Genomic DNA, 12,463 nt, shown 5'->3' with positions numbered 1-12,463 from the left:
CGGAGAAGATGGCGTAATAGCTTGGAGTATATCAGGACAGGAGCTAGCACGTATCTTTTGATCACATGCTAGTATGAAGGCGACTATTCGATGATATAGAGTGCCCCATGGAAAATAAATAATCAAAAAATCGTTTCCTGAAGACAAAGATTTCAGGAGATATAAGTTTTTTACGCTTTCTCCAAGTACTATAAATGGAAATTCCGGAACAGTTAAAATGTAGACATGTTAAATAATGGGAGCGCGGGTTCTGCTGTTGAGGAAGAGCAATTACCAGGCGAGTAGAATAATGATATAATATGTTTGTTATTTGTGGGAGGGGTAGTTGATGGGTGTGCTTTTTGGTACAGACGGGGTCAGAGGTGTTGCCAACAAGAAATTAACAGCAAAACTGGCATATAAATTGGGGATGGCCGGGGCCTATGTTCTGGGAAGGGAAGGCAGGCGTCCCTTGATTGCCATCGGAAAAGATACAAGGATTTCAGGAGACATGCTGGAAGCGGCCTTGGCCGCAGGCATCTTATCTGTCGGCGGTGACTGCCTGAGGGTGGGTGTTATCCCAACACCTGGCCTGGCCTACCTGACGCGGTCTTATGGCTGCTGTGCCGGGATTGTCATTTCAGCATCTCATAACCCGGTAGCAGATAACGGTATTAAGTTTTTCGCCGCTGACGGCTATAAACTGCCTGATTCTGTGGAGGAAGAGATTGAAAACCTTGTTCTAACTGACTTTGCTTTCCCCCAGCCCATAGGTGGGGATATCGGGCGTGTTTTTGATGAGACAGCCACTCCTGAAAAGTACCTTACCTTTCTCAAAGAGGAGCTGAATGTTGACCTGAGCGGGCTGAATATTGTGCTGGACTGTGCCAACGGTGCAGCCTCAAAGATAGCGCCGCGCCTGTTTGCTGATCTGGGAGCAGCAATAACAGTTCTGCATGGTGAACCCAATGGAATTAATATCAACGAAAATTGCGGTTCCACCCACACAGGTGAACTGCAGCAGGATGTTAAGTCCCGGAGAGCAGATCTGGGGCTTGCCTTTGATGGTGATGCTGATCGCCTCATTGCTGTTGATGAACAGGGCAATCTTGTGGATGGCGACCGGATCATGGTGATCTGCGGTCTATACCGCAAAGAAAAGGGTATGCTGGATGGGAACAAGGTTACCGTTACAGTGATGAGCAATATGGGGCTCAAAGAGGCTTTCGATAAAGCCGGCATTATAGTGCAGGAAACCAAAGTAGGGGACAGATACATCATGGAGGAAATGCGCAGAAACGGTGGTGTACTCGGTGGAGAACAGTCCGGCCATATCATCTTCCTGGATCGAGCAACAACAGGTGATGGACTGGTTACAGCACTGGAACTACTGCGGGTGGTTCAGGAAACAGGGCAGCCGCTCTCCCGTTTAAGTGCGCAGATGAGGAGTTTTCCCCAGACAATGGTCAATGTAAGGGTGGAAAATAAAGAGGAATTGAACACAAACCGGGATGTGGCAAAAGCTATCCGCTTTGCAGAGGAACAGCTGCAGGGACAGGGGAGGATTTTGGGTGGCGTGGCCCCTCGAGGAACCGAGCCTCTGGTGAGGGTGATGGGGGAGGCGCTGGATGAACAGAAGCTCAAGGAGGTGGTCAAGAAATTAGCTGAAGTGGTTGCAGAAAAGCTCGGTTGTGGGCTGGTGAAGAGCTGAGTGTGCGGCAGTGGTAACGTATCCGATTAATGGCAATGTTATGTATATTAAGATGAAAACATTTAAAGCTTCCTGCGCAAAAAACAAGAAAATATAAGCGCCTGAACCAGCTGTCGGGTAACAGTTGGTTGACGAGGAAGGGGTTAATCGAGAATTTCGGCGGATGCCCCTCGGTGAACCACCACCGTGAGGATCTCTCCAAAAACAGAGAGCAATCTCTGGGACAAAGGGATATCCAGTGGGGAAACCGCGTGGGAGGCATAAGGAGGAGAACTAAGAGTGAGTGGTATAGTTGGATACCTTGGTAAAAAAGACGCGGTTTCAGTACTGTTACAAGGGTTAAGAACACTGGAGTACCACGGTTATGATTCCGTGGGAGTGGCCTTTTTAAATGATGGGTCACTGCAAATACACAAGAAAGCGGAAAAAATAGATGCCCTGGAGAGGGACCTAAACTCTAAAAGTTTCCATTCCAGGATTGGGATAGGGCATACACGCTGGGCGACCCATGGGTCCCCGGTTGATATCAATGCCCATCCACACTGTGACTGCACCGGGAAGTTTGCTGTGGTGCATAACGGGATTATTGAGAATTTTCATGAACTACGAAGCCGGCTGGAAAAGAAGGGACACCGCTTTGCTTCTGATACAGATACAGAGGTGATTGCTCACCTGGTAGAGGATGCATACAATGGTGACCTTTGTTTCGCCCTGCGCTCAGCCTTACAGCAGGTGCGTGGATCTTTTGCGGTAGTCCTTTTAAGTGAGCACCAACCTGACCGGCTGATCGCTGCACGCAAAAACAACTCACTGGTGATAGGGCTCGGCCAGGGAGAGCAGTTCCTGGCATCTGACATCCCGGCATTACTCCCCTTTACCAGGGATGCTTATTTTATTGATGATGATGAATTTGTGGAACTCACCCCGGACAGCGTTCGTGTTATGGACTGTAAAGGCAACCCGGTGAGCAAAGAAATTATGCATATTAACTGGGATGCGGCCGCAGCAGAACGTGAGGGTTATCCCCACTTTATGCTGAAGGAGATTCACGAACAGCCGAGAGCACTGCAGGAAACCATGGGGAGCAGTATAAGTGATCTGCAGTTGACACCTGCTCAGATCCGCGGCTTTTCCAAAGTTGTGATCACTGCTTGCGGCACATCATACCACGCCGGGCTGATAGGGAAATATGTACTGGAAAGATTAGCACGAGTACCCGTTGATGTGGATGTGGCATCAGAATTTCGCTACAGTGATCCACTGATAGACGAAAACAGCCTTGTCATTGCCATGAGCCAATCAGGGGAGACAGCTGATACCCTTGCAGCCATCAAAGAGGCCCGCAAGAAAGGCTGCCGCACTCTGTCAATAACCAATGTGGTAGACAGCACCATTACCAGAGAGACCGATGATGTGATTTATACCAGAGCAGGCACAGAGATTTCCATAGCTGCTACCAAAGCCTACACTACTCAGGTGATGGTGATGTACCTGCTGGGTATGCTCTTTGCCCGGGAGCGGGGATGGTGCAGCACCGACAAGCTTGCCGTCCTGGAAGCAGTGCTGTATCAGGTTCCTGACTGGATTGAAGAAATACTGGAGCAAGAGAATAACATTCAGGAAATTGCCGGCCATTATCACACCTGTGATGACTTTTTCTACCTGGGGCGCGGACTTGATTGGGCGGTTGCACTGGAGGGTGCACTTAAGCTGAAAGAGACTTCTTATGTACATGCCGAGGCTTTTGCAGCAGGGGAATTAAAACATGGCCCCCTTGCCTTAATCACAGAAGGGGTGCCGGTTGTTGCCCTGGCCACCCAGGAGGACCTCATGGAGAAGACGGTCAGCAATATAAGGGTTGTCAAAGCACGGGGCGGTTCAGCCATCGGAATCACCGTTGGCCAGAGCGACCTGGTTGATGAAACATGTGATTATGTCTTCCAGCTCCCCAAAGCCCCCTCCGTTTGTGAGCCCGCTGCTGTCAGCGGTTGCTCTGCAGCTCTTTGCCTACTACACATCCTGTGCCCGGGGCTGCGATGTCGATAGACCCAGGAATCTGACGAAGAGTGTGACTGTGGAATAAAATGCGGATCATAATGGATCAGTAGATCAGGGGATACTCCCCTGATCCTTTTTATTTAACAGACTGATCCCTATGTGTGGTATAATTTTGGAAAAGAAAAGGGTGGCTTTTTGTGGACATTGAAGCAATTCGCAAAGCCATAATTTTAAATTGTTATGAAATATCCCAACATGCAGAAAGAGAATGGCACAATGATTATTTAATGTTGGCGGATCTCGAAAACGCTGTTTTGACAGGAGAGATTATAGAAATGTATCCCGATGATCCGCGTGGCGCAAGCTGTTTAATCTCTGGAAAAACAACTGACAGATCTCCGGTTCATATTGTAATAGGATTTCTGCCGAAAGGATGGATACGGTTTATTACCGTATATGTTCCTGATCCTAACAAATGGGAGCCAGACTGGAAAACCCGGATAAAGAGGTGAGTTTAATGAAACATGAGTATGCAAACTGCTCATTTTGTGGTGGCATTGTCAAAGAACGCCTGGTTAATGTAGATTACCGGACAAAAAATGGCCTGGTGATCATTGAAAACGTACCCGCCGGAGTATGCTGCCAGTGTAATGAACGATACTTTACAGCAGAAGCGGCCAAGATCATGGAAAAGCTGGCATATATCAGTAAAACACCGACAAGGGTTGTATCTGTTCCAATCCGTAGGTTTTCGGAATATTGAATAACGTGGGATCATGTGGGCGGTTCTCGTGGATCAGGGGTCCGGTTTTTCTCCTGATCCATTTTCATTTAACAGGCTACACCTACCATGAATACCATCGGTGGATGAATCACCGTACCTTTGTTTGCTATCACCGGTAATCCAGTATTTATTGCTTTTGCTGGTTTGGGGACTGCATTTGGATTGGCATACGGTGCTGGGTTAGATAAGAAACAAAGCTGATCAATCTTCCAGCATCAGTTTTTCCAAGAGCAGTGGTTCAATGCTTTTACCATCCTTATAAGCCCTCATGTTTCCGCCTGAGATTTCATCGATCAAGGCGATCTGTTTGTCTTTGCCTACTCTGCCGAATTCGAACTTGATATCATAGAGCTCTATACCCTTTTTTGCCAGTTCATCTTTTACTATACCGGCTATTTTCTTTGTCAGGTCTTTAATTGCTTTGTATTCTTCAGAAGAAAGGATTCCCAGCATTACAAGGGCGTCCTCAGTAATGGGTGGGTCCTGGCGTGAGTCGTCTTTTAGTGTAAATTCAACAAGAGCGTCTAATGGCTGCTCTTCCTTGGCATACATTCCATAACGGCGCAAAAAACTCCCAACAGCTCGATAGCGGCAGATAACTTCCAGGCCATTGCCGAATACCTTTGCTGGCTTTACGGTCATTGTGGCTTCTTCTATATTGGCATCGATATAGTGGGTAGGCACCCCTTTATCTCTTAATATTTCGAATAAGAATTTTGATAATCTGAGCCCTGCTTTACCTGCGCCCTCGATGGTCAAACCGACCGTATTTGCACCAGGATCGAATACGCCATTTTCTCCTGTAACATCATCCTTAAATTTAAGCAGATAATTTCCGTTCTCAAGAGAATATACATCTTTTGTTTTACCTGTGTAGACACATTCCATCAGTACTACCCCTTCAAGGAAGATTTAATAAATTTACTCAAATGCTATTTTACCACATTTGATGCATGAGGAGTGTTGTTGTCCCAGTGCTGACGAATAAAAATCAGGAATTCGTCCATGACGTATTCTTGCGTTCCGTCTACTGCTGCAAGTTAGCGCTTCTGATGCGGCAGGTTTTACAATGGCAATGAAGATGGGATTCTTTACAATATGAATGATATAATAAATAAGGAATATAAAAAGCCTACCAAATGATCCAACCTTCATTATTTAATGATGAGTTTCAGGAAACATACAGAATATCAGGAGTTGATAAAATGGGATACTCTATAGATTTGAGTAAGATTTCAATAGAAGCATATATGGAAATCCTAAAAACCCAGTATGTGCTTCCCAGTAGAAAAATATTGCATCAGGACATAGATTCCAGTTTTGATGCCATACATAGCTGTAACATTAGAGATTGAGGTGAATTGAAAGCATATAAATCAGTTTATGATGTGGCAAATACAACAGCTGAAGAGATGCTGGAAAGGGTTTCTAATGTCAATGACATCAAGCATTACTACAAAACAAAACTTGGCACAAAGGATATGCAATTCTGCATCGATTTTGCAAGGATTATCAAGAATATTGAAAAATCGATAGAATACGATGTTTAAAGGTTTATATGCCAGTCAGAATCAAATTATCGGTTCCGATTATCGAGTATTGATTCCTCTGTCAATGGTAATGGGAAGTTCCATTACATACCCCGGAAATGAAAAGTTCACCTAAGGCCTCAAATAACATATGCATCAGAAGATTTAAATAAGATGAGGTGAAGGAAACTGGAATTAGCAGCGAGATGTAGAATTTTGTTCTTGAAGATATTCCAATTGATAAAAAGTTTATTTGTCGTATCAGTTGCGGAGCAGTATAAAAGGGAATTTGTTTTAACTGTTAATGAGATTAATGTCAGAAGAGTAAAGGTTACGGCAATAACCTTCATCATTTTGGAAGGTATATTAATTATTATTTCTTTGGTTAAAAATAAGAGCGATTTCTTCAAACAGCCAGATGTTTACTATAGTGGAATGTATGTTTTATTATTTATTGCCTCGATCCTTTATCTATTGGTATTTATTAAGCTAGGGAAAAACATTCCCGCCAGTGGTACCCTTATTCAGGTTATTGGGATCTCTTTTACATGTCTGTTATTGTATTGGTGTGTAGGTATAGCTTTGTTAGATCAATTGTCTTACGGTCAGATTATAGTCTATATTGTGGCACTGATATCAATTGCCGCGGTTCCATTTTTTTCACCCCTCACTGTACTGCTCATATTTTTTTCTGCTCAGGTCTTGTTTATTGCTTTCATGCCTTATTTTCAGCAATCAACTGAAATACTGTACGGCAATTATATTAACAGCACTGCATTTTTAATAATAGCGTGGGTTATATCATGCATAAGGTATATTAGTTATGTTGAGGATTTCGAACATAAAAAAAATAATACAGGAAAAGAGCGATGAACTAGAAAGGGTAAACAAGGAATTAGAGGAGGCAAACCAAAAGTTAGAGAAGCTCTCTCAAACTGACAGTCTAACAGGCATTTTTAATCGTTCTGTTTTTGATAGAACGATAAGAGCAGAATGGGACAGGTGCAAGCGGCATCATTCACCTTTGTCCCTAATCATGGTAGATATTGATATTTTCAAGGCTTATAATGATAATTATGGACACCAGGCTGGGGATGATTGTATAAGGTGGGTTGCACAATCATTGAGAGCCTGTGTAAAACGTTCCTCAGATATCGTGGCAAGGTATGGAGGGGATGAATTCGCTGTCATACTTCCACATGTGAACAGAGATACTGCGGTACAATTTGCTGATCAAATAAGAAAAAAGGTGTTAGAGTTGGCTATCCCCCATCCATTCTCTCCTGTTTCCCCGTATTTGACCATCAGTGCAGGGGTTCAAACATTAATCCCATCTGATGAATTATCAATTGAAAAATTGATAAGAACTGCTGATCAAGCCCTTTATGAAGCCAAAAAAGAACATAATGAAGTTGTGGGTATTTAAGTTATTTGGGCAGCGTAGATAAAAAAATCAAATACGAATTTGCCGCAGAGAAGTATATGACCGGGGTGTGGTATCATGGACAGGATGACATTTGTGTTTCCTGCTAGGGCATTGGTTTAAATATATTGTCAAAAAAAGAGGGGTGTAGCTGATGCTGCAAAAAATTTATGAAAGTGCCCTGCCACGTCTGAAAGGGAAAAAGGTCAGGGATGTGTGTATTGGAATCGAACTGTTGGCAGTCCAGCTTGACGATGGGGAAGTCGGAGTTGCTTATGTTCTGAAAAATGAGATAACCTGTGGGTGTGCATTACTGCCGGATGGTGGATTTGAAGGCATGGATGCACAGGAGGCGGCATCCATGATGCTTAAGGGAAAGGATCCCCTCAGTGCGGCTTTAGGCATCGCCATCTGTAATGCTGTTGCTGATTATGATGCTCTTCCCTCAAAAGTAGCGGATGCTGCTGATGGAATTGATGCGCGACCGGATGATGTTGTGGGAATGGTAGGCAATATCAAACCTGTCGCTAAGCAACTGGAACAGAAGGTAAGCAGGTTGATTATTTTCGACAGGGCAGCTTCTCAAGGTGTTTATCCAGAAGAACAACAGGAGGAGCTTTTGTCCCAGTGTGACCTGGTCATAATCACCAGTTCATCTCTTCTCAATGATACGTTTTCCAGTGTCATCTCCTATTGTCATCGGGCAAGGGAAATTGTTCTCACCGGGGCAACTACCCCCCTGTACCCTGAAGCCTTTAAGGGTACAGGTGTTACTGTTCTGGCGGGCAGTCGTTGGTTTCCCCAGTATAAGGATGAGATCTTCAACAGGATCAGCCAGGGAGGATGCCTGCGCCAGATCATCCAATATGGAGAGAAGTTAGCGGTAAGGGTTTGACCTGCCAAGGGGACGGTGCATGTGGCTGGTCGTTCGCCTGCCAAAGTGACCGTCCCCGCGGCTGGTCGGTGGTTATTTCTGCTTCAGTTTAGCGAGGGCATCTGCCAGAGCAGTGTTGATCAGCTTATCTTCTTCCTTTTTCTGTTTCTTCATATAGTTTGCTACCTCCCGCTTGGAAACACTGCTTTTTCTATCTTGCATTCTCTTATTAAAAGCAGAGAGCTTCTCTCGGTAGCCGCATTTGCATGAAAAGATCTGCCCCTCTCCCTCACCGTACAGCTCCATCCTTTTATGGCATTCAGGGCATCTGGCATTGGTCCTTTTGGATATGCTTATTCTGTGCCGGCACTCTCTATCCTGGCAGATGAGCATTCTGCCCCTCTTACCGTTGACCTCAAGCATATATTTTCCACACTCAGGGCATCTGTTTCCGGTCAGGTTATCATGTTTTGAAAGTTTTTTCGCTGTTCTTGATTTCATTGACAACTGCTTTGGCGTACAGCTTCATTTCATGAATGAAGGCATTTTTTTTCAGGGAGCCCTTAGCAATGGAACTCAGCTTCTGTTCCCATTCTGCAGTGAGTGCCGGAGATTTAAGATCCTCAGGCACTAGATCAAGGAGTTGCCTGCCCTTGGCTGTTAGGAAAATATCCTGCCCTTTCTTTTCAATGAGGAAGGTGTTGAACAGCTTGTCGATGATATCGGCCCTGGTGGCTACTGTTCCCAGTCCCCCGGCTTCACCGATTGTTTTAATCAGGTTTTTGCTTTCACCGGCCATATACTTTGCGGGGTTTTCCATTGCTGACAGCAGGGTTCCTTCATTAAACGGTCTCGGCGGTTTGGTTTCTCCAGTGGTTTGGGAAACAGAGGTGACCTTCAAAATATCACCTTTGTTCAGCGAGGGTAGTTTTTGCTCACCGATATCATCGTCCTCTTCCTCTTGATCATCGAATTGATTGTCATAGACTTCTTTCCAACCCTGGTTGAGCACAATTTTACCCCTAGCGGTAAACAGCTCATTTCCTATCTTAGCTTTTATTGTTGTTTGTTCGTATTCGAAGGGCGGATAGAAGACAGCAAAAAATCGCTTAACAACCAGATCATATATTTTCCGCTCCTTTTCAGTCAATGAGCCGAAAAAATATCTGTTCTGTGGGTATAATGGCATGATGGTCAGAAACCTTACTGTTATCAACGAAGGATTTGTTTGCTTTGATCGGCTTTTTCAAAACCTGATAAGCCAGCTTCGAATATTGTCCAATTCCGCAGGCCTTAATTCGATCCTTCAAGGTATCCACTATATCTGTAGAAATGTATCTGGAATCGGTCCGGGGATAGGTTAACAACTTATGTCTTTCATACAGGGTTTGCATGATGGAGAGGGTTTCCTTTGCTGAATAGCCGAAAAGCTTATGGGCATCTCTCTGCAGTTCAGTAAGATCATATAATCTGGGAGGGTAGTTTTTCTTATAGGCCTTATTTACTTCTATTATTCCAGCATTCTTATTCTGGATTGACCTAAGTATCTGATCACATTTGTCCTTGTCAAAGCTTCTGGTGTTTTGATTCCGTCGGTCTTGCCAGATCAGCTTTAAGCCGTTTGCTGAGGCAGTGATGCCATAATAAGTTATCGGTTTGAAGCTTTGGATTTTCTCTTCCCTTTGAGCGATGATGGCCAGTGTGGGGGTTTGAACCCTTCCACAGGAAAGCTGGGCATTAAATTTGCAAGTGAGGGCACGTGTGGCATTGATGCCCACATACCAGTCAGCCTCAGCCCGGGCAGCAGCAGAGGCATAAAGTTTTTCATATCCCTTCCCATCCCTTAACCTGTTGAAACCTTCCTTAATAGCTTTATCTGTGACAGAAGAGATCCACAGCCTTTTAATCGGTTTTTTGACACCGGCCTTTTCGATGATCCATCTGGCAACCAATTCGCCTTCACGCCCGGCATCAGTGGCAATAACAATCTTATCGACTTCTTTTTTATGCATTTGCTGTTTAACGACATTAAACTGCCTGCCGCTCTGCTTGATCACAACAAGCTTCAACTGCGAGGGCAGCATAGGCAGGTCCTCAATTCTCCATGTTGCATATTTTTTATTGTAGACATCGGGATCAGCTAATGTGACCAGGTGTCCCAGAGCCCAGGTAACGATGTATTTACTGCCTTCAAAATAGCCGTTCTCCTTTTGCCTGCAGTTCAGAACCCTGGCTATATCCCTTCCTACAGAGGGCTTTTCAGCTAATACTAATGTTTTGCTCATGTTGACAATCCCTTCTAAAAAATCCACCTGACAGGTTGGATATGTATTTTCCCTTAGTATGTATAAATTCTAACATAGAATAGGGGGTCAGGCTTGAGTAATTTACTTTTGTGAAACAGAAATTATCCTCAATGCATGTGAGAACCCGTACCTGGCGGTATACAAAAATCCGTTTCGCTGCCTCAGTAGAATCCAATGCCTCTGATGAATTTAAGGAACTGTATGTTAAGGCCAAAAAAGAGGATGAAGCCCATTACTCTTTCTTTTTCATGATTTTCTTAAATAAACGAATCAGCGATATAACAAAAGCTAAACCAATTAACCCTAAGACTATGACAGAAAGCAAATCAACAGAAAAAGTAGGGGCGGAAAAGAAATTGGCCGCCGAACCGGCAAAGTCTTTTATCGTAAATAACAACAGTGTGAATGCAATTAATACAATGGTCAGTTCCCCAAAATAACGTTTTGGATAAACATAAGATATCATGAGCAATATGACACTACTAATGATTAAAACAAGAAAAAGCGCACTGCCGAAGCTATTCATTAAAATCATCTCCAGGAAGTTTTCGCTTATTTCAAACAATTTGCCATAGTTTGAGGCGTTACTGGACTTTTCATTAAATTAGGCATTCCATTCCACAATATTTTAATTAATCAAAAACCGTACACGATGATAAATAATAACATTGTGTATACATTCCTGTAAGAACTGCGGGAACGTAGAGATACCTAAAAATCACACCGCACGTTAGTTTTACACCTTAACTAAAAACGAAAATCCTGAAACCCTTGCGGCAAAACGCTTCAAGGGCATTTTTTTTTCTGTTTTTATTTCTTTTTTAGGTATAGGATCGTATAGTATATTGTGGTATAATAAAACTATACATCCTTTGTTTGGGGAGGTGCTCTTTTGAATCTTAAACAGTCCCGCAGAAAAGACGGCAGAGTCTATCTTTCTATTGAAAAAGCCTATCGTGACAAGGCAACTGGCAAACCCAGAGCTAAAACGATTAAATCTCTCGGTTATTTAGATGTTCTGGAGAAGGAATATGATGACCCTATTGCCCATTTCAAAAAAGTTGCTCGCCGGATGACGGAAGAGGAAAAAGCGGAGAAGAAGTTATCTTTGTCGGTCGATATGGATGAGAAGCTCGCTCCCGATACGGACAACAGAAAAAACTTCGGGTATGCCGCCATCTTGAAGATTTACCACGAACTCCGCTTGGATGTTTTTTTTAAGAACAAGTCCAGGCATAAGAAGTTTAAGTACAATACGAATTCCATAATGATTATGCTTGTCGTCTCTAGATTGCTCTCGCCTGGCTCTAAGAAGAAGGCTTTCGAGGAAAAGGGTCGCTATTTCGAACGCTTCAATTTCTCCTTAGTAGATGTCTATCGTTCTCTTTCACACTTTTCTGAGATTTCGAAGGAGTTCCAAAGGTATCTGAACGCTCAGATCACTGAGAAATATGGACGCAATACGAAAACGATCTATTACGATGTAACAAATTTTTATTTTGAGATCGATGAAGAGGATGAGTTACGCAGGTTGGGACTGAGCAAAGAGAAACGCCGCGACCCCATTGTGCAGATGGGTCTGGCGATGGATGCGGACGGGATCCCGCTGCATTATGATCTGTTTCCGGGCAATACGACGGATAAGGAGACCTTCCGGCCGGTCATCGGCGAGGTCAGAAGAAACTATGATACCGGCAGGATTATTGTTGTCGCTGACATGGGGATTATTACGGGTGATAATATTTTTTATCTTCAAGGCAAGGAGAAGGGGAGAAATTTTAACGGTTATGTCTTCAGTTTTTCGGTCAGGGGTGGTACCAAGGCTTTTAAGGAGTATGTCCTCTCTGATAAAGGCTATC

The 12,463-nt window shown here is 43.9% G+C and carries 13 protein-coding genes and 1 pseudogene; 10 read left to right on the top strand and 4 right to left on the bottom strand.

The genetic code is table 11. From position 1 onward, the window contains the following. Positions 1 to 328 precede the first annotated feature (328 nt). The 4 genes and pseudogenes from glmM to SSCH_RS12550 all read left to right on the top strand — a co-directional run bounded on the left by glmM (position 329) and on the right by SSCH_RS12550 (position 4,451). Positions 329 to 1,690 carry a phosphoglucosamine mutase gene (gene glmM, locus SSCH_RS12565; protein WP_044665764.1) on the top strand — a complete coding sequence of 454 codons (1,362 nt, stop codon included), beginning with the start codon at positions 329 to 331 and terminating at the stop codon, positions 1,688 to 1,690. Between the two features lie 279 nt (positions 1,691 to 1,969). After that, positions 1,970 to 3,773: pseudogene (glmS, locus tag SSCH_RS12560) on the top strand (glutamine--fructose-6-phosphate transaminase (isomerizing)). Positions 3,774 to 3,885: 112 nt separating this feature from the next. Beyond that, the gene (locus tag SSCH_RS12555) at positions 3,886 to 4,200 is read left to right on the top strand and encodes a DUF4258 domain-containing protein (RefSeq protein ID WP_044665763.1); all 315 of its coding nucleotides are present in this window, start codon (positions 3,886 to 3,888) and stop codon (positions 4,198 to 4,200) included. Beyond that, positions 4,164 to 4,451 (top strand): type II toxin-antitoxin system MqsA family antitoxin, encoded by a 288-nt coding sequence (locus tag SSCH_RS12550; protein WP_084711162.1) that lies wholly within the window; start codon positions 4,164 to 4,166, stop codon positions 4,449 to 4,451. The genes SSCH_RS12555 and SSCH_RS12550 overlap by 37 nt, the downstream gene beginning before the upstream one ends. A 222-nt stretch (positions 4,452 to 4,673) precedes the next feature. Here SSCH_RS12550 and SSCH_RS12545 read toward each other — a convergent pair whose 3' ends face one another. Then, complete coding sequence (locus SSCH_RS12545) at positions 4,674 to 5,360, bottom strand: phosphoribosylaminoimidazolesuccinocarboxamide synthase (protein ID WP_044665762.1); 687 nt, start codon at positions 5,358 to 5,360, stop codon at positions 4,674 to 4,676. Between the two features lie 473 nt (positions 5,361 to 5,833). On the opposite strand from SSCH_RS12545, the gene SSCH_RS12540 reads away from it, so the two are divergent. The 4 genes from SSCH_RS12540 (at position 5,834) to SSCH_RS12525 (ending at position 8,319) form a co-directional block, all read left to right on the top strand. Next, positions 5,834 to 6,022: a hypothetical protein gene (locus tag SSCH_RS12540; protein ID WP_044665761.1), complete on the top strand. Its 189-nt coding sequence runs from the start codon at positions 5,834 to 5,836 to the stop codon at positions 6,020 to 6,022. 216 nt (positions 6,023 to 6,238) lie between these two features. Further along, positions 6,239 to 6,874 (top strand): hypothetical protein, encoded by a 636-nt coding sequence (locus tag SSCH_RS12535; protein ID WP_044665760.1) that lies wholly within the window; start codon positions 6,239 to 6,241, stop codon positions 6,872 to 6,874. Continuing rightward, a complete protein-coding gene (locus SSCH_RS12530) occupies positions 6,825 to 7,427 on the top strand; it encodes a GGDEF domain-containing protein (RefSeq protein ID WP_044665759.1) in 603 nt (200 codons plus the stop codon). Before SSCH_RS12535 ends, SSCH_RS12530 begins: the two co-directional genes overlap by 50 nt. 151 nt (positions 7,428 to 7,578) lie before the next feature. Then, complete coding sequence (locus SSCH_RS12525) at positions 7,579 to 8,319, top strand: DUF364 domain-containing protein (protein WP_044665758.1); 741 nt, start codon at positions 7,579 to 7,581, stop codon at positions 8,317 to 8,319. A 72-nt stretch (positions 8,320 to 8,391) separates the two neighbouring features. Here SSCH_RS12525 and SSCH_RS22535 read toward each other — a convergent pair whose 3' ends face one another. Genes SSCH_RS22535 through SSCH_RS22525 form a run of 3 tightly spaced genes read right to left on the bottom strand, consistent with a single transcriptional unit; the run spans position 8,392 to position 10,610 of the window. Next, positions 8,392 to 8,721, bottom strand: coding sequence for a hypothetical protein (locus SSCH_RS22535; protein ID WP_269746205.1), 330 nt, complete (start codon positions 8,719 to 8,721; stop codon positions 8,392 to 8,394). Positions 8,722 to 8,761: 40 nt separating this feature from the next. Next, entirely contained in the window at positions 8,762 to 9,448 is a 687-nt protein-coding gene (locus SSCH_RS22530) for a DNA topoisomerase (protein ID WP_269746204.1), read from the bottom strand. After that, on the bottom strand, positions 9,441 to 10,610 hold the full coding sequence (locus SSCH_RS22525) for a DNA topoisomerase (RefSeq protein ID WP_269746203.1): 1,170 nt from the start codon (positions 10,608 to 10,610) through the stop codon (positions 9,441 to 9,443). The genes SSCH_RS22530 and SSCH_RS22525 overlap by 8 nt, the downstream gene beginning before the upstream one ends. 83 nt (positions 10,611 to 10,693) lie before the next feature. On the opposite strand from SSCH_RS22525, the gene SSCH_RS12515 reads away from it, so the two are divergent. Further along, positions 10,694 to 11,044, top strand: a complete 351-nt coding sequence (locus SSCH_RS12515) for a hypothetical protein (protein WP_044665757.1) — start codon at positions 10,694 to 10,696, stop codon at positions 11,042 to 11,044. Positions 11,045 to 11,496: 452 nt separating this feature from the next. Further along, positions 11,497 to 12,463, top strand: a 967-nt coding sequence (locus SSCH_RS12510; RefSeq protein WP_044665756.1) for an IS1634 family transposase, incomplete at its 3' end; no start/stop codon positions are given.

The organism is Syntrophaceticus schinkii (genome assembly GCF_000946815.1).
Classification (GTDB): Bacteria; Bacillota; DSM-12270; order Thermacetogeniales; family Thermacetogeniaceae; genus Syntrophaceticus; species Syntrophaceticus schinkii.
The sequence above is the reverse complement of the archived record's forward strand: the minus strand, read 5'-3'. Positions and strand labels throughout refer to the sequence as shown.